This is a genomic window from Actinomadura sp. ATCC 39365 (assembly GCF_054392275.1).
Map to the genome: position 1 here is coordinate 5,360,540 of NZ_CP184335.1, position 24,119 is coordinate 5,384,658.

Sequence of the window (24,119 nt, forward strand, 5' to 3'; positions counted from 1 at the left end):
GACGCGGCCCGCACGGGAGTTCGTCTCACCCGCCGCCGGCGGACGATCAGAAGACGTTCACCCCGTAGGCGCTCAGCGCCTCGGTGACCGGCTGGAAGAACGTCGTCCCGCCGCTGGAGCAGTTGCCGCTGCCGCCGGAGGTCAGGCCGAGCGCGACGCCGCCGGAGAACAGCGCGCCGCCGCTGTCGCCGCCCTCGGCGCAGACGTTGGTCTTGATCATCTGGCGTACGGTGCCCTCGGCGTAGTTCACGGTGGCGTTGAGCGCCGTCACCGAGCCGCTGTGCACGTGCGTCGTGCTGCCGCTGCGCTGCACGGACTGGCCGACGTAGGCGTTGCCCGCGCTGGTGATGTCACGCGAGCCGCTGTAGAGGTCGACGCCGCCCGGGTGGGCGATGCTGGTGTTGGTGTAGCGGACGATCGCGTAGTCGTTGCCCGGGAAGCTGGTTCCGGTCCTGGTGCCCAGGGTCGTGGTCTTGGCGGAGTTGGCGTACCACGTGGAGGCGATGTTGCCGCAGTGGCCGGCGGTCAGGAAGTAGTAGGTCGAGCCGCTGACCACGTTGAAGCCCAGTGAGCAGCGGTACTGGCCGCCGTAGATCGCGTCGCCGCCCTGGATGAAGAGGCTGAACCTGCCGGGCTCGTTCTCGACGCGCACCGCGGGCGTGGCCGCCTCGGCGCTCTGGCCCTGGGCGGCGGCCGCCTGGGTGTTGGCCTGCTGGACCGCGATCTGGACCTTGGTGCGCGCGCTGCTCGCGACGGTGCTGTCCACCCAGACGACGACCTGGTTGGAGGCCGGGTCGACGGCCCACGCGGTGCCGGGGACGGCGGCCGTGCGGTCGAGGAAGGACATGATGGCCTCGAGTGCGGGGCCGCTGCGGGACACGACACGCGGCACGGCGCCCGAGGCGGTGATGGCCTCGGCGTCGGCCGGATCGGTGGTGGTGACCACCATCTTGCCCTGTGCCTGGTCGAAGTAGGAGCCGGCGGTGCGGGCGCCGAGCTGCCCCTCCATCCGGGCCGCGGCGGCGGCCGGGTCTGCGGCGGGCTGGGCCGGCGCGGGCGACGCCTGGGCGGGTACGCCCGTGACCGCGCCGGTGAGGAGTCCGGCGGTGGCGACGATCAGTGCGGCGCGCCGGATCCGTAAGCCATGGATGCTCACTGGAGCCTCCTGAGGGTGGGGTGACTTGCCCGCAAATATGAACAAAATCCCCAAGGAGAGCAAGAGGCTGTCATACTGATTTTTTGACCCGCAGTAATAGATCAAGGAAGGGGTGCCGCCGCCTCAGGCGCGCCGCTGACCTGGCCTTACGTCCCGGTTAATGAGATCGCATCGGCCCGAGCAGGACTCATGAAAAGTTCGACCCGGCATTTTCGGCGATGTCAAGAAAGTTGTTTGTGCCCAGTAGGAACGTCGCGGCGAAGACGTCCCGGCCCAGCACGGCGACGGCGGCCGCGGTGATCCGCTCCACGTCGCCGCGTTCGGCGGCCGGCAGCGGGGCGCCCACGCTGCCGCGCAACCCGTCGGCCGCGCCGAGCAGCAGCGCGGCCCGTTCCGGCGTCCCGGCCAGCGCCGCCGCTCCGGCCAGCCCTTCCAGGGAGAGCGCCAGGGTCCGCGGCTCACCGGTCGAGCGGGCGATCTCCAGGCCGCGCCGGTGGCGGGCCGCGGCCGACTCGTGATCGCCGCGCAGCTCGGCCACGAACCCCAGCTCGGCGTGGACCAGGTGCTCGCCCGCGGGTGAGGAGGGATAGACGTCGCGCAGGCGGGCCAGGAAGGACTCGGCGGCGTCGAGATCCCCCGACCGCCGGGCGCCCAGGGCCAGGCCCATCACCGCGTGCACCTCGCCGTAGAGGTGGCCCTGCCGCGCGGCCAGGTCCCGCGCGCGTTCGTGCAGGTCGCGGGCGCGGTCCCAGTCGCCGGCCAGCAGCGCCAGGCGGCCGAGCCCGGAGTGGCGGACCGACAGCTCGCCCGCCAGGCCCAGCTCCTCGGCGATGCGCAGCCCCTCCTCCTGGAGCCGGGCGGCCTCGGCGTAGTCGCCCTTGATCTCGGCGACGGACGACAGCGGCGGCACGGTCTGCAGCTCGCCCCAGCGGTCGCCGAGCTCGCGGAAGAGCTGCGCGGCGCGCCGGGCGTCCCGGTCGGCCCCGGCCAGGTCGTCGCGGAGCATCGCGTGCATGGCGCGCAGGGCGAGCGTGGCGGCGGCGGTCCACCGGTCGCCGGACGCGGCGGCCACGTCGAGCGCTCCCGTGCCGGGGTCGCCGGCGCTGAACAGGGCGTAGGCGTACAGCCAGGCCGGCGGTCCCGGCACGGCCGCGTCGCCCGGCGCGGGAACGTCGCAGGACGCCGGGCCGGGGCGCTCCCCGGTCAGCAGCCGGAACGCGGCGTGGGCCAGCCGCGCGCCGGCCGCCTCGGGGGCCAGGGCGCACACCCGCGCCAGGCTGCGGCGGCCCTCGTGCAGCCGGCCGCGCAGCAGCCACCACCACGACAGGGCGGCGGCCAGGCGCCCGGCCAGGGCGGCGTCGCCGGTCCCGACCGCCTCCTCCAGCGCCGCGCGCAGGTTGGCGGCCTCGGCGTCGAGCCGGGCCAGCCACTCCCGCTGCCCGGGGCCGCGCAGCTCGGGCTCGGCGCGCTCGGCCAGGTCCGTGTAGTGGCGCAGGTGCCGGCCGCGCGCCTCGGCGAGGTCGTCGGCCTCGCTCAGACGTTCGGTGGCGTACGCGGCGACCGACTCCAGCAACCCGTACCGGGGGCCCGCGGGGCCGTCGGTCATCACCGCGAGCGAACGGTCGACCAACCTGGTCACCAGGTCGAGGACCTCCTCGGCGACCACGCCGTCACCCGGGCACACCGCCTCGGCGGCCTCCAGCGTGCAGCCGTCGCGGTGGACGGCCAGGCGGCGCAGCACGACGCGTTCGGGCGTGCTGAGCAGCTCCCAGCTCCAGTCGATCACCGCGCGCAGCGTCCGCTGCCGCTCGGGCGCGCCGCGGCGTCCGCGGGTGAGCAGCGCGAACCTGTCCTCCAGCCGCACCGCCAGCTCCCGCACGCCGAGCCCGCGGATCCGGGTCGCGGCCAGTTCGAGCGCGAGCGGCAGGCCGTCGAGGCGGCGGCAGAGGTCGGCCACCAGCTCGCGGGTCTCGTCGTCGGGGGAGAAGCCGGGCGCGGACGCGGCGGCGCGCTCGACGAACAGCCGGACCGCGTCGGCCTGCCGCAGCGGCTCGACCAGGAACACCCGCTCACCGGCCAGGTCGAGCGGCTCGCGGCTGGTGGCCAGGATCCGCAGCCGGGGCGCGGCGGCCAGCAGCCCGGCGGCCAGGTCGGCGGCGGCCTCGACGACGTGCTCGCAGTTGTCCAGCACCAGCAGGATCTCGCGCTCCCGCAGGGCGGCGGCCAGCCGCGCCCCGGGCGTCCCGGCCGCCGGGCCCGCGCCGAACGCGGGGGTGTCGTCGCGGACGTCGAGGACGGCGGCGACGTGCTGAGCCAGGTCACCGGCGGCACCGCGCCACCCGGCCAGCTCCACCAGCCACACCCCGTCGCCGGTCGTGCGGACGGCCCGGCGGGCGGCCTCGAGCGCCAGGCGTGTCTTGCCGACCCCGCCGGGGCCGGTCAGCGTCACCAGCCGGACGTCTCCGAGCAGCCGGCCCACCTCGGCGACCGCCGCGTCCCGTCCCACGAGGTCGCCCAGAGGCGCGGGCAGGTTCGTCCGCGCCTCCCGGCCGGGCTCCACTGCGGCGGCGACCGCGCGGCGGGGCTCCACGGCGGCGGGGGCCGGGACGCTCGCGGCGGCGGCGGGGAGGAGGGCGGGGTCCTGGCGGAGGATGGCCTCGAACAGGGCGGTCAGGGCGGGGGACGGGTCGACGCCGAGCTCGTCGGCGAGCCGGTCGCGCAGGTCGCCGTAGGAGGCGATGGCCTCGCTCTGGCGCCCCGCCACGTACAGGGCGCGGAGCTGGACGGCGCGCAGCCGCTCCCGCAGCGGATGGCGGGCCACCAGCCCCGCCAGCTCGCCGGCCAGCAGCAGGTGGTCGCCCGCGGCCAGCCGCGCCTCCGCCTGCTCCTCCAGCACGGACAGCCGCTGCTCGGCCAGCCGCCGCGCCGCGACCCGCGCGAACTCCTCGTCGGCGACGTCCGCGAACGCGGGCCCGCGCCACAGCCCGAGCGCCTCGGTCAGCAGCGCGGCGCGCTCGCGCGGGTCGCCGGCCGGGCGGGCCCGGGTGACCAGGGACCGGAACCGCGCCGCGTCCACCTCGTCGGACGCCTCCAGCCGCAGCCGGTAGCCGGCCGCCTGGTAGGGCACCCGGTCGCGCCCCAGAGCCGCGCGCAGCCGCGACACCTTGGCCTGCAACGCGTTGCCGGCCCGGCCCGGCGGCTCGTCGCCCCACAGGTCGTCGATGAGCCGGTCGGCCGACACCGGCCGCCCCTCGTGGACGAGCAGGTCGGCGAGCAGGGCCCGGACCTTGCTCTCGACGATCTTGACGGGCCTCCCCTCGTCGTCCCACACGGCGAGCGGGCCGAGTACTGCGAACCGCATGTGAGAACCGTACACACGCGCCGGAGGAGGACCGTCAGCAGACCGTCAGGATCCCCGCAGCGCCCGGGTGCAGAGTTCAGTCACGGATCACGGCGATCCACCTCGCACAGATCGGAAGCACTGACATGTCCGGCACGTCACCCCTGTTCCAGCCCACGACTCTCGGCTCGCTGAGCCTGCCCAACCGCCTGGTGATGGCGCCGATGACGCGCAACCGCGCCGCCGCCGACGGCACGCCGACCGACCTCATGGCCGAGTACTACGCCCAGCGGTCGGCCGCCGGGCTGATCATCGCCGAGGCCACCACGCCCAACGCCGTCGGCCAGACCTACCCGAACATCCCCGCCCTGCACCTGCCCAGGCACGTGGCCGGCTGGCGGCGGGTCACCGAGGCGGTCGCCGAGGCCGGCGGCCGGATGTTCGTGCAGCTGCAGCACGGCGGCCGGATCGGCCACCCCGCCACCAGCGGCCTGCGGCCCGTCGCGCCGTCCCCGGTGGCCCTGCCCGAGCCGGTCGCCACCCCGGACGGCAACCGCCCGGCCGTCGTGCCGAGGACGATGAGCCTGGACGAGATCGAGTCCACCGTGGCCGACTTCGCCGCCGCCGCCCGCCGGGCCGTGGACGCCGGCTTCGCCGGGGTGGAGGTGCACGGCGCCAACGGCTACCTCATCCACCAGTTCCTGGCCGACGGCACCAACCACCGCACCGACGCCTACGGCGGCTCGACGGCCCGGCGCATGCGCTTCGCCGTCGAGGTGGTGCGCGCGGTCGCCGCCGCCGTCGGGCCGGAGCGGGTGGGGCTGCGGCTGTCCCCGGGGTTCCCCGGACAGGGGATGAGCGAGAGCGACACCGACGTGCTCTACCCGGCGCTCGTCGAGGAGCTGTCCGGCCTCGGGCTGGCCTACCTGCACCTGGTGTGGGCCAAGCCGGACCAGCCGCTCTACCGGCGGCTGCGCGCCGCCTGGCCGGGCGCCCTGATCGCCAACCCGGCCCAGCCCTGGCCGGGCCCGCTGCCCGCCGACGGCGGCCGGGGCGAGGGGGAGCGGCTGCTCGACGCGGGCGCCGACCTGGTCTCGCTGGGACGGGCCTTCCTGGCCAACCCCGACCTGCCCGACAGGCTCGCCGCGGGCGCCCCGCTCAACCCCGTCCGCATCGAGCACTGGTACGGCGGCGACCACACCGGCTATACCGACTACCCGACACTGCGCCAGCCCGCGCTGGCCTGAAACCACCTTCTCGTACCGGCGGCGTGCGCCGCGGCTCCCAGCCGTGGCCACGCCGCCTTTTTCGCGTCTCCGACCTGCGGTGACATCCCCGATCTCGCTCCTCACGCGGCCTTGCGGACGGCTGTCGCCGGGTCCGGAAGGCGGTCTTGACAGACGCTCTCTTTACGGTCAAATTAGGCAAGGCTTACCTAACTAAAGCACTCGGGGAGGACGTGCCGCAATGGACGGGATCGACGGCGGGATCGCCTTGGTGACCGGCGCGGCCCGCGGCATCGGGGCGGCCGTCTGCGCCGCCCTGGCCGGGGCCGGCGCCGTGGTCGCCGCTGCCGACCTGCGACCGGTGACCGGCGGCGACGGGCGGCCGTACCGCGTGGACGTGCGCGACCCCCACGACGTCGAGCGCGTCGTCGCGGCGGTCGAGCGGGACCTCGGCCCGATCGCGATCCTCGTCAACACCGCCGGCGTGCTGCTTCCCGGCGAGGTGGACGACACCGGCGACGACCACTGGAGGCAGAGCTTCGCCGTCAACGCCGACGGCGTCTTCCACGTCTCCCGCGCCGTCGCCCGCCGCATGACGCCCCGGCGGCGGGGCGTGATCGTCACCGTCGGCTCCAACGCGGCCGGCGTGCCGCGCGTCGGCATGGCCGCCTACGCGGCCTCCAAGGCGGCGGCCCGGATGTTCACCCGCTGCCTCGGCCTGGAGGTCGCCAGGCACGGCATCAGGTGCAACGTCGTCTCACCCGGCTCGACCGACACCGCCATGCTGCGCGCCCTGTGGGACGGCGCCGACCCCGACGAGGCGCTGTCGGCCACCCTGCACGGCGACCCGGCCGCCTTCCGCGTCGGCATCCCGCTCGGCCGGGTGGCCGACCCGGCCGACGTGGCCGACGCGGTGCTGTTCCTCTGCTCGGAACGGGCCAGGCACATCACCATGCACGACCTCCTCGTGGACGGCGGCGCCACCCTCCGCGCCTGACCCGGCCCGGACCGCCCCCGAGCCCACCCCCTGCGAGCCCGGACCCCGCATCGGGCGAACCAGATCGGACCGATCGAGATTGGACCTCCATTGCATCTGCTGACAACCGCGGCGGATCCGCTCGCGGGCTACGACCGCGCGGAGTCGGTGCTGTTCGCCTCCGCCCGCGGCACGCTGCTCACCCGCGGGGTGCGCGGCGTCGCCGCCGGCGACCTGGCCACGCTGGCCGGCAGGGTGGACGGCCCGGCAGCCGGGGCCATCGGCTTCGACGGCGCGGCCCACCTGATCATGCCCGAGTCCGAGACCTGGTCGCCGCCGCTGCCGCCGGGCGCCGCCCCCTGGTCAGCGGCGGCTGGTGGAGCAGGCGGGTGCCCGAGCCGGCCGCGTACGCCGCCGCGGTGCGCAGGGCGCTGGCCGAGCTGGAGCGCGGCGGCCTGGCCAAGGTGGTGCTCGCCAGGACCGTGGAGCTGCGCTCGGACGAGCCGATCGACCTGCCGGGGCTGCTGCGTCCGCTGCTCGGGCACGGCTACTCCTTCGCCGCGCCGCTGCCGGGCGGCCGCACGCTCACCGGCGCCAGCCCCGAGCTGCTGGTCTCCCGCCACGGGCGCGCGGTGGTCAGCAACCCGCTGGCCGGCTCGGCGGCCCGCTGCGCCGACCCCGCCGAGGACCGGCGCAGGGCCGCCGCGCTGGCCGCCTCCGTCAAGGACCTGCGCGAGCACCGGCTGGTCGTGGAGGCCGTCGCCGACGCGCTCGCGCCGTACTGCGCGGGGCTGCAGGTGCCCGTCACGCCCGAGCTGACCTCCACCGAGACCATGTGGCACCTGTCCACCCGCGTCACCGGCACGCTGCGCGACCCCGACACCCGCGTGCTCGCGCTGGCCGCCGCCCTGCACCCGACGCCCGCCGTCTGCGGCACGCCCGAGTCGGGGGCGCGGCGGATGATCGAGGAGCTGGAGCCGTTCGACCGCGGCTTCTACGCCGGGCTGGCCGGCTGGACCGACGCCGCCGGCGACGGCGAGTGGGCCGTGGCGATCCGCTGCGCCGAGGTGGCCGAGCACACCCTGCGCCTGTACGCCGGCGCCGGCATCGTCACCGGCTCCGACCCCGAGGCCGAGCTGGCCGAGACCGCCGCCAAGTTCCGCACCATGCTGCGCGCCCTGGGGGTCTCCGATGCGCTGGCCTGACCACCCCCGACAGGGCGGAAGGCGGCCGCGCGCGCCGTTCCACCAGCCGCGGGCCGGGGAGGTGCGGCGTGCACTGGTCTGAGGAGGAGGCCGCGCGGTACCGGGCGGCGGGCTACTGGCGGGGCGAGACGTTCGGCGGCCTGCTGCGCGACCTGGCCGCCGCGTACGGCCCCCGCCCCGCCCTGATCTCGCCCACGACCCGCTGGACCTTCCGCGACCTGGACGAGCGCGCCGACCGCCTGGCCGCCGGGCTGCGCGCGAGCGGCATCGGCCGCGGCGACCGCGTCGTGGTCCAGCTCCCCAACGTGCCCGAGTTCCACCAGGTGTGCTTCGCGCTGTTCCGGATCGGCGCCTGGCCGGTGTTCGCGCTGCCCGCCCACCGCTCGGCCGAGATCTCCTACTTCTGCTCCTTCACCGAGGCCGCCGCCTACATCTGCCCCGACGACGAGCACCGGGCCTTCGCCCCCGGCACGCCCGCCCACGTCCTCGGCGAGCTCCCCGAGGCCGACCCGGACGAGGACGGCCCGGAGGACGGCACGGACGAAGGCGGCCCGAGCGAGAGCGGCCGGCACCGCCCCGCGCCCGGCGACGTCGCGTTCCTGCAGTTGTCGGGCGGCAGCACCGGCCTGCCCAAGCTCATCCCGCGCACCCACGACGACTACATCTACAGCTTCCGCGCCAGCGCGGAGATCTGCGCGCTGCGGCCGGACAGCGTCTACCTGTGCGCGCTGCCCGCCGCGCACAACTTCCCGATGAGCTCGCCCGGCGTGTTCGGGGCGCTGAGCGCCGGGGCCGCGTCCGTGCTGGCCCCCGACCCCAGCCCCGGCACCTGCTTCCCGCTCGTCGAGCGCGAGCGCGTCACGATCGCGGCCCTCGTCCCGCCGCTCGCCCTGGTCTGGCTGGACGCCGCCGCCACCACCGGCCACGACCTGTCCAGCCTGGAGGTGCTCCAGGTCGGCGGCGCCAAGTTCAGCCGGGAGGCGGCCAAACGGGTGCGGCCCGAGCTCGGCTGCACGCTCCAGCAGGTGTTCGGCATGGCCGAGGGCCTGGTCAACTACACCCGGCTGGACGACGACGAGGAGACCATCGTCGCCACCCAGGGACGTCCCATCTCACCCGACGACGAGATCCGCGTCCTGGACGACGACGGCCGCGACAGCGACCACGGCCACCTGCTGACCCGCGGCCCGTACACCATCCGCGGCTACTGGCGGGCCGAGGAGCACAACAGGACCGCCTTCACCGACGACGGCTTCTACCGCACCGGCGACATCGTCCGGCGCACCCCCAGCGGCCACCTGGTCGTCGAGGGACGCGCCAAGGACCAGATCAACCGGGGCGGCGAGAAGATCGCGGGCGAGGAGGTCGAGAACCACCTGCTGGCCCACCCGGCGGTCCACGACGCCAGCGTGGTCGCCGTGCCCGACCCCTACCTGGGGGAGCGGGCCTGCGCCTACCTCATCTGCCACGGCGACCCGCCCAGCAGGGCCGAGCTGCGCGCGTTCCTGCGCGGGCGCGGCATCGCCGCCTTCAAGATCCCTGACCGGTTCGAGTTCGTCGACGCCTTCCCGCAGACCGCGGTCGGCAAGGTCAGCAAGCGCCACCTCCGCGAAAGGACATGACATGCCGATCCCCAGGATCGAACCGTACGCCATGCCGTCCGAGCTCCCGGCCAACCGGGTGGACTGGCGGCCCGACCCGCGCCGGGCCGTGCTGCTCGTGCACGACATGCAGAACTACTTCCTGCGCGCCTTCACCCCCGGCCGCTCGCCGATGGTCGAGCTGATGGCCAACGTGCTGGCGCTGCGCGAGCGGTGCGCCGAGCTGGGCGTGCCCGTCGTCTACTCCGCCCAGCCCGGCGCCCAGAGCGCCGAGCAGCGCGGCCTGCTGCTGGACTTCTGGGGCACCGGCATCGGCGCCGACCCGCGCGAGGCCGCGATCGCCGACGAGCTGACGCCCGGCGACGCCGACGTGCTGCTCACCAAGTGGCGCTACAGCGCCTACCAGCGCACCGGGCTCGCCGAGCTGATGGCCGCGCAGGGCCGCGACCAGCTCGTCATCTGCGGCGTGTACGCCCACATCGGCGTGCTGATGACCGCCTGCGAGGCGTTCATGCGGGACGTGCAGGCGTTCGTGGTCGCCGACGCCGTCGCCGACTTCTCCCGGCAGCACCACGAGATGGCCCTCACCTACGCCGCCGAGCGGTGCGCCGTCACCACCACGACCACGCGCGTCAGCCGCGCCCTGTCGGGGGCGGTGGCCGGTGTCTGAGGCCGAGGAGCGCCTGCGCGCCCAGATCGCCGGCCTGCTGTACGTCGAACCCGCCGAGCTCGGCCTGCACGACGACCTGCTGGACGCCGGCCTGGACTCCATCAGGGTGATGACGCTCATCGAGGCGTGGAAGCGGGAGGGCCGCGACCTCGGCTTCCCCGACCTCGTGGACCGGCCCACCATCGCGGCCTGGGCGGAGCTGCTCGCGTGACCCTGCAGACCATGCCGCTCACGGGCGCCCAGGCCGGGATCTGGCTCGCCCAGCGCCTGGACCCCGCCAACCCCATCTACAACGCCGCGGACCGCATCGACCTGCGCGGCCCGCTCGACCCCGCCCTCTTCGCGCGGGCGCTGGAACGCTGCCTGGCCGAGGCCGAGCCGCTGCGCCTGCGCTTCACCGCCGAACCCGCCCAGTACCTGCCCGACTACGACTCGCTGCGCGGCTGCCTGACCGTGCTGGACCTGCGCGGCGAGCCCGACCCGGCGGCCGCGGCGGACGCCTGGATGCGGGCCGACCTGGCCACGCCGGTGGACGTCGTCACCGGCCCCCTGTCGCGGCACGCGCTGCTGCGCCTGGCCGGCGACCACCACGTCTGGTACCTGCGGGCCCACCACATCCTCATCGACGCCTACGCCCTGTCGATGCTGGTCGGCCGGACCGCCGACATCTACACGGCGCTGGCCGACGGGCTGGCGCCCGGGGCGGGGCCGTTCGGGTCGATGGCGGCGGTGCTGGCCGAGGAGCAGGCGTACCTGGCCTCGGAACGGCGGGACCGCGACCGGGCGTACTGGCTGGAGCAGCTGGCCGGCGCCCCGGAACCCGCCGGGCCGGCCGGGACGCCCGCCTTGTCGGCCCGCGAGGTCGTCCGGCGGCGCGCCCCCCTGCCGCCCCTGCCCCGGTGGGACGACCTCGCCCGCGCCGCCCGCGCCACCTGGGCCGACGTCGCCGCCGCTGGCCTGGCCTGCTACGTGGGACGGCTCACCGGCGGCACCGACGTGCTGCTCGGGCTGCCGCTGATGAACCGCGCGGGGGCCGCCGTCCGCGTGCCGTGCCTGACGGTCAACGTGCTGCCGGTCCGGCTCGACGTACGGCCCGGCCGCACGGTCGGCGACCTGGTCGGCCAGGCCGCCCGCCGGATCGCCGAGGCCCGCCGCCACGGCCGCTACCGCATCGAGGACCTGCGCCGCGACCTGGGCCTCGGCGGCACGTCGCGGGCCCTGTTCGGCCCGCTGCTCAACATCAAGCCGTTCCCGGCGGAGACGAAGTTCGGCAACGCGACCGGCACCGTCACCAATCTGGCCGCGGGCCCGGTGGACGACCTGGCCGTGGCCCTCCTGCCCGACGGCGACCGCCTCACCCTGGAACTCGACGGCAACGCCGCCCGCTACGACACCGACGCCCTGGCCGCCCACACCCGGCGCCTGGCCGGTTTCCTCACCACCCTGACCGGCGCCTCCCCGGACACCCCGCTCGGCCGCCTCCCCCTCCTCACCGGCGAGGACCGCGCGGCCCTTCCCGCCGGGTCCGCGCCGCGGACCGGCCGCACCGGGCGGACCGCCGGGCGGACCGCCGGGCGGACCGCCGGGCGGACCGCCGGGCGGACCGTGGTGGACGCCTTCCTGGAACGGGTCCGGCTGACGCCCGCCGAGACGGCCCTGGTGTGCGACGGCGACAGGCTCACCTACGAGGAGCTGGGCGCGCGGGTGGACCGGCTGGCCCGGCGGCTGGCCGCCGGCGGCGCGGGCCCGGAGCGGGTCGTGGCCGTCGTCCTGCCGCGCTCGGCCGAGCTGGTGGTGGCGCTGCTGGCGGTGCTGCGGAGCGGCGCCGCCTTCCTGCCGGTCGACCCCTCCTACCCGGCGGAGCGGCGCGCCCTCATGCTGGCCGACGCCGGCCCGTCCGTCGTGCTCACCCCCGGCTGGGCCGAGGACGCGCCCGGCACGCCGGACCCGCTGCCCCTCCCCGGGCTCGGCGACGCCGCGTACGTCATCTACACCTCCGGCTCCACCGGCCGGCCCAAGGGCGTCGTGGGCACCCACGGAGGGCTCGCCGCCCTCCTGGACTCCCACCGCGAGCGCCTGTTCCCGGACGGCGGGAGGCTGCGTGTCGCGCACACCGCGTCGTTCTCGTTCGACGCCTCGCTGGACCCGCTGCTGTGGATGATCGGCGGCCACGAGCTGCACCTGCTCGGCGACGACCGCTACCGCGACCCCGAGGCCCTGACCGCCTACGTCCGCGAGCACGGCGTCGACCACCTCGACCTGACCCCCTCCCACCTGAAGGAGCTGCCCGGCCTGCTGGCCGAGCCGCCGCGCGTCGTCGTGGTCGGCGGCGAGGCCGTGCCCGGCCCGCTGTGGCGGACGCTGCGCGAGCGCACGTTCGCCGTCAACCACTACGGCCCGACCGAGGCCACCGTGGACGCCTACACCTGGCTCGGCGACGGCTCGGAAGGGCCCACCGCGGGCTCGTCGGCGCACGTGCTCGACGACGCGCTGCAACCGGCGCCGCCGGGCGCCGCGGGCGAGCTGTACCTGGCGGGGGAGGGGCTGGCCCGCGGTTACCTGGGACGTCCCGACCTGACGGCCGAGCGGTTCGTCGCCGGTCCCGGCGGGTCGCGGCTGTACCGGACGGGCGACCGCGCCCGCTGGGCCGCCCCCGGACGGCTGGAACTGCTGGGCCGGGCCGACGACCAGGTGAAGGTGCGCGGCGTGCGGATCGAGCCGGCCGAGGTCGAGGCGGTGCTGGAGGAGCACCCGTCGGTGGCCGCGGCCGCGGTCGCCGCCCACGCCGGCCGCCTGATCGCCTACGTCGTCCCCACCCCTGCAGGCGAGGGCGTCCCGACGGGCGTGGAGCTGCTGCGGTTCGCCGCCGCGCGGCTGCCCGCCGGGATGACGCCCGCCCAGGTCGTCACCCTGGAGGCGCTGCCGCGCACGCCCAACGGCAAGCTCGACCGGGCCGCGCTCCCCGCCCCCGAGGCCAGGGCCGCCACCGGCCGCGGGCCCGCGAACGCCGCCGAGGAGACCATGTGCGCCCTGTTCGCCGAGGTGCTGAACCTTCCGGCGGCGGGCCCCGAGGACGGCTTCTTCGACCTGGGGGGCCACTCGCTGCTGGCCGCCCGCCTCACCGTGCGGATCAGGGAGACCTGCGGCGCCGCCGTGCCGATCAGGGCCGTGTTCGACGCTCCCACCCCGGCCGGGCTCGCGGCCATGCTCGGCGTCACCGCCGCCCGGCCGTCCCCGGTCCCGTCCCCGCGGACCGGGCCGGCGGCGATGCGGCCCGACCCCGTGCCGCTGTCGTCCGCGCAGGCCAGGCTCTGGTTCCTGTACCGGATCGAGGGCCCCAACCCGACGTACAACATCCCGCTGGCGCTCCGGCTCGGCGGCGACGTGGACCGCGCCGCGCTGCGGGCCGCGCTCGACGACGTCGTGGCCCGGCACGAGATCCTGCGCACGGTCTTCCCCGAACGCGACGGCGTCCCCTGCCAGCGGGTCCTGGACCGGTACAGCGTCCCGATGCCCGTCTGGCAGCCGGACGAGCCCGCCGCGGCCATGCGGCGGATCGCCCGCCGCGGCTTCGACCTGGCCGCCGAGCCGCCCTTCCGCGCCCACCTGCTGCGGCTCGGCCCCGACGAGCACGTGCTGATGCTCGTCCTGCACCACATCGCGGGCGACGGCTGGTCGGCGGGGCCGCTGGTCGGTGACCTGCGGGCGGCCTACGAGGCCCGCCGGAGCGGACTGGCGCCGGCGTTCGGGCCGCCGCCCGTCCAGTACGCCGACTACACCCTGTGGCAGCGCGACCTGCCACTGACCGGGCTGGAACACTGGCGGGCCACGCTCGCCGGCCTGCCGGACCGGCTCGAACTGCCCTTCGACCGGCCACGGCCCGCCGTGCTGGGCGGCGAGGGCGGCACGGTCCCCGTGGCGTTCCCGCCCGCCCTCATGGCCGAGGTCGAGGCGCTCGCCCGCCGCGCCCGCGCCAGCGTCTTCATGGTGCTGCACGCCGCCCTGGCCGCCCTGCTCACCCGGCTCGGCGCGGGCACCGACATCCCGATCGGCACGCCCGTCGCGGGCCGCGGCGACAGCGCCCTGGACGGCAGCGTCGGCTTCTACGTCAACACCCTCGTGCTGCGCGCCGACACCTCTGGTGACCCGTCGTTCGCCGAGCTGCTGGACCGGGTCAAGGCCGCCGACCTGGCCGCGTTCGACCACGCCGGGCTGCCCTTCGACCGGCTCGTCGAGGCGCTCAACCCGCCCAGGTCGCGCGACCGGCACCCGCTGTTCCAGGTCATGCTCGTCTACCAGGACGCCGCCGAACCGCCCGGCGTCGAGGTCGTCCACACCGGGACGGCGAAGTTCGACCTCACCCTGAACGTCGGCCCGTCCGGCGCCGGCTTCCTGGAGTACAACCGCGACCTGTTCGACCGGGCCACCGCCCGATCCCTCGCCGGCCGGCTGACCCGCCTGCTGGAACAGGCCGTGGCCGACCCGGACCGGCCACTCGGCGCGCACGACCTGCTCGACGCCGCCGAACGCCGCACCCTGGTCGAGGAGTGGAACGGCGACCTGGTCAGCGAGCCCGGCGGCACCCTGCCCGGCCTGTTCGAGGCCCAGGCCCGCCGCACCCCGGACGCCGTCGCCGTGGACACGTGGACGTACGCCGAGCTGAACGCGCGCGCCAACCGGCTGGCGCACAAGCTCATCGCCCACGGCGCCCGGCCCGGTGCCGTCGTCGCGCTGTCGCTGCCCCGCTCGCCCGACCTGGTGGCGGCGCTGCTCGCGGTGGTCAAGACGGGCGCGGCCTACCTGCCGCTCGACCCGTCCCACCCGGCCGCCAGGACGGACTACATGATCGCCGACGCCGGGCCGGTGTGCGTCGTGGACGCGTCCTGGCTGGGCGACCTCGGCGACTGGCTGGACCACGACCCCGAGCGCGACCTGCGTCCGGGCGACGCCGCGTACGTCATCTACACCTCCGGCTCCACCGGGCGGCCCAAGGGCGTGGTCGTCACCCACCACAACGTCGTCCGGCTGCTGTCGGCCACCGACGCGTGGTTCGGGTTCGGCCCCGGCGACGTGTGGACGCTGTTCCACTCCTACGCCTTCGACTTCTCGGTGTGGGAGCTGTGGGGCGCGCTGCTGCACGGCGGCCGCCTGGTCGTGGTGCCGTACGAGACCAGCCGGTCCCCGGGCGACCTGCTTGCCCTGCTGGAACGCGAGCGCGTCACCGTGCTCAACCAGACGCCGTCGGCGTTCTACCAGCTCATCGCCGCCGACGACGGCCGCGACCTGGCCCTGCGGTACGTCATCTTCGGCGGCGAGGCGCTGGAGCCGGCCCGGCTGGCCCCCTGGCGGGCCCGCCGCCCGGACCTGCCGCGCCTGGTCAACATGTACGGCATCACCGAGACGACCGTGCACGTCACCCACCACGTGCTGCCGCCCGGCGAGCAGCACGGCAGCCCCATCGGGCGCGGCATCCCCGACCTGCGGGTCTACGTCCTGGACAACCGCCTGCGGCCGGTGCCTCCCGGCGTGGTCGGCGAGATGTACGTCGCCGGGGACGGCCCCGCCCGCGGCTACCTCGGCCGGCCCGGCCTGACCGCCGAACGGTTCGTCGCCGACCCCTTCGGCCGGCCCGGCACCCGCATGTACCGCTCCGGGGACCTGGCCAGATGGCGCGCCGACGGCACGCTCGACTACGCGGGCCGCGCCGACCAGCAGGTCAAGGTGCGCGGCTTCCGCATCGAGCCGGGCGAGGTCGAGGCGGCCCTGCTGCGGCACCCGTCGGTCGCCCAGGCCGCCGTGATCGTCCGCGAGGACCGGCCCGGCGATCAGCGCCTCACCGCCTACGTCGTCCCGCCCGCCGGGGCCGCCCCCGAAGGGGACGCCGACGCGGGGGAGATGCGGGCGTTCGTGGCGCGGGCGCTGCCCGGCTACATGGTGCCGGCCGCCGTCGTCCGGGTGCCCGCGCTGCCGCTCACCGTGAACGGCAAGCTCGACCGCGCCGCCCTGCCCGCCCCCGAGGCGCCCACCGGCGGCGGCCGGCTGCCGGACGGGCCGCGCGAGGAGGCGATGTGCGCGCTGTTCGCCGAGGTGCTCGGCCTGCCCCGGGTCGGCGTGGACGACGGCTTCTTCGACCTCGGCGGCCACTCGCTGCTCGCGGTCCGGCTGGTGGCCAGGGTCAAGGAGGTGTTCGGCGCCGAGGTGTCCATCGGCGCGCTGTTCGAGGCGCCGACCGCCGCCGCGCTCACCGCCCTGGCCGAGGGCGGCGCGCGCACCGACCCGCTGCGGATGCTGCTGCCGCTGCGCGAGTCCGGATCCCGGCCGCCGCTGTTCTGCGTGCACCCGGCGGGCGGGCTGAGCTGGTGCTACGGCGGCCTCATCCGGCACGTGCCGGACCGCCCGATCTACGGGCTGCAGGCCCGCCGCGACCACCTGCCCACCTCGCTGCGCCGCCTGGCCGCCGACTACGTGGCCCAGCTCAGGCTGGTGCGCCCGCGCGGGCCGTACCACCTGCTGGGCTGGTCCACCGGCGGGATCATCGCCCAGGAGATGGCCGTGCAGCTCCGGCTGGCCGGGCAGGAGGTCGCGCTGCTGGCCGTCCTGGACGCCTACCCCGCCGAGGGCATGCGCGGCCTGCCGCCCTCCGACGAGTCGGAGGCGCTGGAGGCGCTGCTCACGATGGGCGGCTTCGCCCCCGACGCCGCCCTCACGCTGGAGCGGGTGGCGGAGATCCTGCGCCGCGAGTCCAGCCCCCTGGCCGGGTTGTCGGCCGGGACGCTGGCCGAGCTCAAGGACCTCTATCTCAACACCAACCGCCTCGTACGCGCCCTCGACACCCGCCGCTTCGACGGCGACGTGCTGTTCTTCCGCGCCACCGTCGACACGGTGGACGACACCCTGACCGCGGACGCCTGGCGCCCGCACGTCGGCGGCACGATCGAGACGCACGACGTGGCCTGCAGCCACAAGGACATGACACAGCCGGGCCCGATCGCCGAGATCGCCGCGATCGTCGCCGCCCGCCTCGACCATCTCGACCGGCCCGGCGGCCCCGACCCCCTCGGCGCCGCCGCCAAGACCCAGGAGCACACCCCGTGAACCCCTTCGACGACCCGGACGGCCGGTTCCTCGTCCTGGCCAACGACGAGGACCAGCACTCCCTGTGGCCCTTCTTCGCCGACGTCCCCGACGGCTGGTCGGTGCGGTTCGGGCCGGACGGCCGGGCCGCCTGCCTGGCCTACGTCCAGGCGTCCTGGACCGACCTGCGCCCCCGCAGCCTGCGCCGGTGAGGGGCCGCGTACTGGCCGCCTACGTCACGGCGATGTGCGTGAGCGGCCTGGACGCGACGATCGTCAACCCGGCGCTGTTCGCCATCGCGGCCGACCTCGGCGTGCCGCCCGCCGCGGCGAACGCCGTGGAGTCGGCGTTCCTGGCCAGCCTCGCGATCGCCATGCCGATCGCCGGCCGGCTGTGCGACCGGTACGGCGCGTCCCGCGTCTTCCTGGCCGCGCTCGCCGCGTTCACGGCGGCCTCCGGGCTGTGCGCGCTGTCCTGGGACCTGGGGTCGCTGGTGTGCTTCCGGGTGCTGCAGGGCGCGGCGGGCGGCGTGCTGACGCCCGCCGGGATGGCCATGTTGTTCGCCGCCTACGCCCCCGAGGAGCGCATGCGGCTGTCCCGGCACATCGTGGTGCCGACCGCGCTCGCGCCCGCGCTCGGCCCGGTGCTCGGCGGCCTGCTGGCCGACACGCTCTCGTGGCGCTGGGCGTTCCTGGTCAACCTGCCGCTCGGCGCGGCGGCCCTGCTCGCCGGGGCCGCCGCGCCACGGCCCGCCCCCGGGACGGGCGGCGGCGGCCGGCTGGACGTGCGCGGCCTGCTGCTCGCCGGCGCCGGCTCCGGCCTGCTGATGTACGGGCTGAACCAGGCCGCCGCCGGCATGTCGCCGCTCGCCTGGGCGGCGCTGCCCGCCGGAGCCGCCCTGGTGTGGGCGCTGGCCAGGTCGGCGCGCGGCACCGAGCTGCCGCTGCTGGACCTGGGGCTGCTGGCCGACCGCGGTTTCCTGCGCGGCGCGGCCACTGCCACGCTGTCGGCCGCGGGCCTGCTCGGCATGCTGTTCGCCTTCCCCGTGATGTACCAGGACGCGCTGGCCGCCACGGCCACCGACGCCGGCCTCGTGGTCTTCCCCGAGGCGCTGGGGCTCATGGCCGCCGGGTTCCTGGTGGACCGCGCCTGCGCCCGCTGGGGCGAGCGGCGGGTGGTGGCCGCCGGGCTGCTCGGCGGCGCGGCGCTGTTCGCGTTCCTCGCGCTGGCCGAGCCGGGGCCCTGGACGCTGCGGGCCGTCATGTTCGCCGTGGGACTGGTGCTCGGGCAGGCCGTGACGGCGGTGCAGGTGTCGGCGTTCACGACGGTCGGGCCGCAGGTGATGGGCCGGGCCATGACCCTGTTCCAGTCGCTGCGCATGCTCGGCGGCGGGCTCGGCGTGGGCGTGTGCGCGGCGGCGGCGGCCCTGGCCGGGTACCCAGCCGCGCTGCTGGCCGCGGCGGCGTTCCTGCTGGCGGCGTACGGCGCCGCGGTCCTGCTGCGGCCCGCCGCCGTCGCGCGGGAGGCGGGGACTACCGGGTGAGCGCCAGGTCGGCGGCCGTCAGCGCGAGCAGGACGGCCGCCTGCACCAGCGCGCGGTCGGCCGCCGGCGCCGCCGCCGCGGCCGCGAACCCCGGCTCGTGCGGCGCGGCCCCGCCCGCCCCGATGTCCAGCATGGGATGGACGGCCGGCACGACGTGCGACACGTTCCCCATGTCCGTCATCGCGAACGGCTCACGCTCCACCGGCGCCGGACGGCCGAGCGCGGCGGCGTTGGCCGCGTACAGACCGGCCAGCGCGGCGTCGTCGCGGAAGTCCAGGTAGTCGGGCTCCGGCCGGGTCAGCCGCAGCTCGCAGCCGGTCGCCGTCGCCGCGCCGCGGAAGCAGGCCTCCACCCGCGCCCGCAGCTCCGCCAGGTCCCCCGAGGCGGCGGCCCTGATCTCGTAGGAGGCCGTGGACCTGGCCGGGATGACGTTGGGCGCCTCGCCCGCCGAGGTGACCACGCCGTGCACGCGCAGGTCGCGCGGGAGCTGCTGGCGCAGCAGGCCGATCGCCACCTGGGCCAGCGTCACCGCGTCGGCCGCGTTGCGGCCCTCGTGCGGGGCGAGGGTCGCGTGGGCGGCCCGTCCGGTGTACTCGGCGTCCAGGGTGCCGAGCGCGAACGAGCGGAACCGGACGGTCTCGAACGGCCCGGGATGCACCATCATGGCGGCGTCCACGCCGTCGAACACCCCCGCCTCCAGCAGCAGCGCCTTGCCGCCGCCGCGTTCCTCCGCCGGGGTGCCGACGACCTTCACGGTCAGCCCGAGCTCGTCGGCGAACGGGGCCAGCGCCAGGCCCGCGCCGGTCGAGGCGGCGGCGATGACGTTGTGGCCGCAGGCGTGGCCGAGGCCGGGCAGCGCGTCGTACTCGGCGCAGAAGGCCACGGTCAGCGGGCCGGTGCCACGGGAGGCGGAGCAGGCCGCCCGCGCCCGCCGTCACCGCGAAGCCGCCCTCCTGGAGCAGGCCCGCGGTCCAGGCGGCCGCCCGGTGCTCCTCGAACGCGGTCTCGGGATGGGCGTGGATCCGGTGGCTGAGCGCGACCAGCTCGGGGGCGTGGGCCTCGGCGCGGCGGCGGATCGCGTCCCTGACGTTCACAGCCAGCCCGCCGCGAGGTCGGTGAGGCCGTCGGCCAGGCCGCCGAGCCAGCAGGCCGGGTCGTGGCCGCCGTTGTACTCGGTGTAGCTCACCTCGTACCCCTGGGCGGCGAGGGTGCGGGCGAAGCGGCGGTTCTCCTCCAGCAGCATCCACTCCAGCCGGCCGGCCTCGACGTGGAAGCGCACCGGCAGCCTTGGGACGGCGGCGTACCGGCGGGTCAGCCGTTCCGGATCCTCGTCGGGCCACCAGTACGACCCCGACTGCGACAGGACGTTGCCGAACCGTCCGGGCGCGAGGAGCGCGGCGTAGGAGGCGGTCAGCCCGCCGAGGCTCTGCCCCGCGATCACGGTCAGCCCCGGATCGCTCGTCGCCCGCCACGTGCGCCCGGCCCACGGCAGCAGGTCGTCGGCCAGGTAGCGGACGAACGGCTCGTGGCAGGCCAGCTCCCGCAGCCGGGTCGGCCGGTCCACCGAGTCGGGCATCAGCACGACGAGGGGCGGGAGGCGGCCCTCGTTCACCAGGTTGTCCAGGGTGGCCGCGACGCGCCCGGCCCACACCTCGCCGTCCAGCAGCACCACCACGGGAAGGGGGCCGGCGGCGGGGCCGGGCGGCGTGTAGACCCACACCCGCCGCCCGCCCGACCGCGCCTCGACGACCCGGCCGCGCGGCACGCCCGGCCGGTGCTCCCGGTACGGCTGCGGCGGCGCCTGCGGCAGCTCCAGCAACGAGGAGGGACGCCGGTCCGGCGGTCCGGGCACGGTGAGCGGGTTGCCCGGATCCGGCACGGCCGTGCGCATGACCTGGAGCCAGGAGTCCCGGTCGGTGCCGGGCAGCCGGTCGCAGGGCAGGATCTGGTAGCCGGCACGCAGGTCGGCGTCGAGCTCGTAGGTCAGGTGGAGCAGGTCGCTGCCCGGACGGCGGGTCATGACATGCCTGCTGATGTCGCCCGCGTGCCGGTCCCGGTCGGTCATCGTGTTGATCAGCACGACCGCCTGCTCGCCGCGCGACCTGGGCCGCCAGAGGAACGTCACCTTGCACCGGCCGGGCGTGCCGGCGGGCTCGACGATCGGGGTGGTTGCGGGTGTCATGTCACGACCTCCGGTCCGACAGCAGGGTCCACAGCAGGAAGGGGCCGCCCAGGATGCTGGTCACGACGCCCACGGGGATCTCGGCGCCGTCGGCGGCCACGCGCCCGGCCGTGTCGGCGATCACGACCAGCGCCGCGCCGGTGAGCGGCGCGCCGACCAGGGGGAGCCGGGCCGGTCCTGCCAGCCGGGCGGCGACGACGGGCGCGGCCAGGGCCACGAACGCGACGGGCCCGGCCACGCCCGCCGCCAGCCCGGCCAGCACGACGGCCAGCGCCAGCAGGGCGATCCTGGTACGGCCGGGCGCGACGCCGAGCCCGGCGCTGACGTCCTCGTCGAAGCGCAGCACGGCCACCCGGCGGGCCAGCGCGAGCGCGGCCGGGACCAGCACCGCCAGCCCGGCGGCCACGGGCAGGGCGACGGAGTAGCCGCGCCCGGCCAGGCTGCCCACGCTCCAGGAGTGCACGGCCGTGGCCGAGCCGAGCCCCTGCCAGGCCAGCAGCGACTGGGTGAGCGCGCCGGCCAGCGTGGTCAGCGCCAGCCCCGTCACGATGAACCGGTAGCCCTGCCGGCCGACGCCGCCCGAGACGGCGAACACCGCCACGGCGGCGGCCAGCGCGCCCGCGGGGCCGATCCACCAGTGGGCGAACAGCGTGCCCGAGGCGGACACCATGCCGGCGACCATGATGGCGATGACCGCGCCCTGGTTGATGCCGAGCATGTCGGGGGTGGCCAGCCGGTTGCGCGCCAGCGCCTGGGTCAGGCAGCCGGACAGCCCGAGCGCCGCCCCGGCCACCAGCCCCGCCACCACGCGCGGCAGCCTGATCTCCTGGACGAGCAGCACGTGCCCGCCCTCGCCCGCCCCCGCCAGAGCGCCCAGCGCCTGCCCGGCCGTCATGCCCGACTGCCCGGCTGCGACCGCCGCCACGACGGCCACCGCGGTGACCGCCAGCAGCGCCGCCGCCGCCACGGACGACCGTACGGGCACCAGCACCGACCAGCCCCGCCCCCGCACGACCCGCGCGTCGGAAGGCGACATCCCACCCGCCCGCGCGGTCCTGCGGGCGAGCCGCCGCCGCGGCGCGCGGGACGGGACGAGGTCGCCGGGCCCGGCGGCCACCGCCCGCGACCTGGCCACCACGACCAGCACCGGCGCCCCCAGCACGGCGACCAGCAGCGCCACGGGCGCCTCGTAGGGCCGCATGACCACCCGGGCCAGCACGTCGGCCCCCAGCAGCACCACCGCCCCGGCCAGCCCCGACAGCACGATCCGCGGCCCGACCCGGCCTCCGAGCAGTGTCCTGGACAGGTAACCGGCCAGCAGGCCGAGGAAGCCGATCGGCCCGGCCACCGCGACCGCCGCGGCGCTGAGCAGCGTCACCGCCACCGTCACCCACAGCCGGGTGCGCCCCGGCCGGTGCCCGAGCGCGACGGCGAGGTCGTCGCCGAGCGCCAGCGCCGCCAGCGGCCGGGCCGCGACCGCCGCCATGACCAGCCCCGCCGCGACCGCCGGCGCGATCGCCAGCACCCGGTCCATGGGGATCCCGGCCAGCGAGCCGAGGATCCAGTACCGGTACTGGTCGAACGTCACCGGGTCGGCCACCAGCACGGCCGTGGTGATCCCGGTGAGCGTGGCCGACAGGGCGGCCCCGGCCAGCACCAGCTTCAGCGGCGAGAGCCGGGCCCCGATCGCGAGCACGGCCCCGGTGGCCAGGAGCGCGCCGCCGAGCGCCCATCCCAGGTACGCGCCCCCGGTCTGCGCCCCCGCGGTGACGATCCCGGTCACGACGCCGAGGGCGGCGCCCGCGTTCACGCCGAGCAGCCCGGTCTCGGCCAGCGGGTTGCGGGTGACCGACTGCAGCAGCATGCCCGAGACCCCGAGCGCGGCGCCGACGACGAGGGCGGCCAGCGTGCGGGGCAGCCGCAGCGTGTCCACCACCATCCGCAGGTGGCCGTCCCCGCCGCCGCCGAGCAGGTAGTCGAGGACCTGCCCGGGGGCGACCCGGCCCGCGCCGGTGAGCATGGACGCCGCGCACAGGGCCAGCAGTGCGGCGGCGCCGAGTCCGAAGGCGCGGACTTGCGTAAACATAAGGTAAGGCTAACCTAAAAAAGGTAAGCCTTTCCTAATTTCTTAGCTCGGGAGCTCGTATGGCCCCTCTCCGCAGGGTCGGCGGACTGCTCGTCGCCGCCGCCGCCGTCCTGACCGCCGTGGCGTGCGGCGCGTCCTCCGCACCCGCCTCGCCGGGCGCGTCCGCCGCCGCCGCGCCGGCCGTCCGGGAGGTCAAGGACGCCACCGGCACCCTGATCAAGGTCCCGGCCGAGCCCAAGCGCGTGGTCACCCTCACCCAGGAGGACCTGGACGCCGTCCTGGCCCTCGGCGTGACCCCCGTGGGCATCACCAACGGCCAGGGCATCGCCACGCCGCCGGCGTACCTGGCCGACAAGGTGAAGGGCGTCCCGGTCGTGGGCAACCTGCTGCAGCCGGTCATCGACAAGGTCGTCGAGGCGCGGCCGGACCTGATCCTCGCCGGCGACCTCCAGGACCAGCAGGTGCTCGACCAGCTCCGCAAGGTCACCCCGGCCACCGTGGTGACGATGGCCCCCACCGACGACTGGAAACTGTCGTTCATGGGCGTCGGCAACGCGCTCAACAAGCTGGACGCGGCCAAGAAGGTCATGGCCGACTACGACGCCCGCGTCGCCGCCGCCAAGGCCAGGATCAAGCCGGCCGAGGTGAGCATCGTGCGGTGGAACCCGCAGGGCCCGAGCTGGATGGAGAAGCGGCAGTTCGCCGGTTTCGTCGCCACCGACCTCGGCCTGACCCGTCCCGCCGCCCAGGACAAGGACGGCACCGCCCACTCCATGCCGCTCAGCCTGGAGGCGCTGTCCGACATCGACGGCGAATGGCTGTTCGTCTCCACGCTGACCGCCGACGGCGAGAAGACGCTCGACGAGGTGCGGCGGACGCCCGCGTTCAAGGAGCTGAAAGCGGTCAAGGCGGGGCACGTGGTGCCGGTGAACGGCTCGGTCTGGAGCACCCGCGGCGCCCCGCTGGCCGCCGGCGTCGTCCTCGACGACCTGGTCAAGGCCCTCAGCGCGGCCTGAACGAGCCCGGAAGGGCCAGGTGACGGAATTTCCGGCCGGGGCGC

General features: G+C 76.1%; 16 protein-coding genes. 10 read left to right on the forward strand and 6 right to left on the reverse strand.

Annotation, left to right across the window (positions count from 1 at the left end; translation table 11 throughout):
- Positions 1-46: 46 nt before the first annotated feature.
- A complete protein-coding gene (locus ACNF49_RS26290; protein WP_357982241.1) occupies positions 47-1,156 on the reverse strand; it encodes a S1 family peptidase in 1,110 nt (369 codons plus the stop codon).
- A gap of 187 nt (positions 1,157-1,343) precedes the next feature.
- Positions 1,344-4,517, reverse strand: coding sequence for an AfsR/SARP family transcriptional regulator (locus tag ACNF49_RS26295; protein ID WP_482945341.1), 3,174 nt, complete (start codon positions 4,515-4,517; stop codon positions 1,344-1,346).
- 125 nt (positions 4,518-4,642) lie between these two features.
- On the opposite strand from ACNF49_RS26295, the gene ACNF49_RS26300 reads away from it, so the two are divergent.
- Positions 4,643-5,743 (forward strand): alkene reductase, encoded by a 1,101-nt coding sequence (locus tag ACNF49_RS26300; RefSeq protein ID WP_482945342.1) that lies wholly within the window; start codon positions 4,643-4,645, stop codon positions 5,741-5,743.
- 220 nt (positions 5,744-5,963) lie between these two features.
- Positions 5,964-6,719: a 2,3-dihydro-2,3-dihydroxybenzoate dehydrogenase gene (locus ACNF49_RS26305; RefSeq protein ID WP_357982232.1), complete on the forward strand. Its 756-nt coding sequence runs from the start codon at positions 5,964-5,966 to the stop codon at positions 6,717-6,719.
- Between the two features lie 128 nt (positions 6,720-6,847).
- On the opposite strand, the gene ACNF49_RS26310 is transcribed toward ACNF49_RS26305, so the two are convergent.
- The gene (locus ACNF49_RS26310) at positions 6,848-7,009 is read right to left on the reverse strand and encodes a hypothetical protein (RefSeq protein WP_482945343.1); all 162 of its coding nucleotides are present in this window, start codon (positions 7,007-7,009) and stop codon (positions 6,848-6,850) included.
- A 78-nt stretch (positions 7,010-7,087) separates the two neighbouring features.
- Here ACNF49_RS26310 and ACNF49_RS26315 point away from each other — a divergent pair, with 78 nt between their 5' ends.
- From ACNF49_RS26315 to ACNF49_RS26345, 7 genes are all read left to right on the forward strand, one after another.
- Positions 7,088-7,903, forward strand: a complete 816-nt coding sequence (locus tag ACNF49_RS26315) for an isochorismate synthase (RefSeq protein ID WP_482945344.1) — start codon at positions 7,088-7,090, stop codon at positions 7,901-7,903.
- 68 nt (positions 7,904-7,971) lie between these two features.
- Positions 7,972-9,525 (forward strand): (2,3-dihydroxybenzoyl)adenylate synthase, encoded by a 1,554-nt coding sequence (locus ACNF49_RS26320; RefSeq protein ID WP_482945345.1) that lies wholly within the window; start codon positions 7,972-7,974, stop codon positions 9,523-9,525.
- Position 9,526: 1 nt separating this feature from the next.
- A complete protein-coding gene (locus tag ACNF49_RS26325) occupies positions 9,527-10,174 on the forward strand; it encodes an isochorismatase family protein (protein WP_482945346.1) in 648 nt (215 codons plus the stop codon).
- Positions 10,167-10,385 carry a phosphopantetheine-binding protein gene (locus ACNF49_RS26330; protein ID WP_357982218.1) on the forward strand — a complete coding sequence of 73 codons (219 nt, stop codon included), beginning with the start codon at positions 10,167-10,169 and terminating at the stop codon, positions 10,383-10,385. Before ACNF49_RS26325 ends, ACNF49_RS26330 begins: the two co-directional genes overlap by 8 nt.
- A complete protein-coding gene (locus ACNF49_RS26335) occupies positions 10,382-17,269 on the forward strand; it encodes a non-ribosomal peptide synthetase (protein WP_482945347.1) in 6,888 nt (2,295 codons plus the stop codon). The genes ACNF49_RS26330 and ACNF49_RS26335 overlap by 4 nt, the downstream gene beginning before the upstream one ends.
- Positions 17,266-17,460, forward strand: a complete 195-nt coding sequence (locus tag ACNF49_RS26340; protein ID WP_482945348.1) for an MbtH family protein — start codon at positions 17,266-17,268, stop codon at positions 17,458-17,460. The genes ACNF49_RS26335 and ACNF49_RS26340 overlap by 4 nt, the downstream gene beginning before the upstream one ends.
- Positions 17,457-18,791, forward strand: coding sequence for an MFS transporter (locus tag ACNF49_RS26345; protein ID WP_482945349.1), 1,335 nt, complete (start codon positions 17,457-17,459; stop codon positions 18,789-18,791). The genes ACNF49_RS26340 and ACNF49_RS26345 overlap by 4 nt, the downstream gene beginning before the upstream one ends.
- Here ACNF49_RS26345 and ACNF49_RS26350 read toward each other — a convergent pair.
- The 3 genes from ACNF49_RS26350 to ACNF49_RS26360 all read right to left on the reverse strand — a co-directional run bounded on the left by ACNF49_RS26350 (position 18,781) and on the right by ACNF49_RS26360 (position 23,059).
- Positions 18,781-19,674: an amidohydrolase gene (locus ACNF49_RS26350; RefSeq protein WP_482945350.1), complete on the reverse strand. Its 894-nt coding sequence runs from the start codon at positions 19,672-19,674 to the stop codon at positions 18,781-18,783. The genes ACNF49_RS26345 and ACNF49_RS26350 overlap by 11 nt on opposite strands.
- A gap of 207 nt (positions 19,675-19,881) precedes the next feature.
- Entirely contained in the window at positions 19,882-20,973 is a 1,092-nt protein-coding gene (gene fes, locus ACNF49_RS26355; protein WP_357982204.1) for an enterochelin esterase, read from the reverse strand.
- A 1-nt stretch (position 20,974) separates the two neighbouring features.
- Complete coding sequence (locus ACNF49_RS26360) at positions 20,975-23,059, reverse strand: iron chelate uptake ABC transporter family permease subunit (RefSeq protein WP_482945351.1); 2,085 nt, start codon at positions 23,057-23,059, stop codon at positions 20,975-20,977.
- A 59-nt stretch (positions 23,060-23,118) separates the two neighbouring features.
- Between ACNF49_RS26360 and ACNF49_RS26365 the strand changes: the two genes are divergently transcribed.
- Entirely contained in the window at positions 23,119-24,075 is a 957-nt protein-coding gene (locus ACNF49_RS26365; RefSeq protein ID WP_482945352.1) for an ABC transporter substrate-binding protein, read from the forward strand.
- Positions 24,076-24,119: the final 44 nt, after the last annotated feature.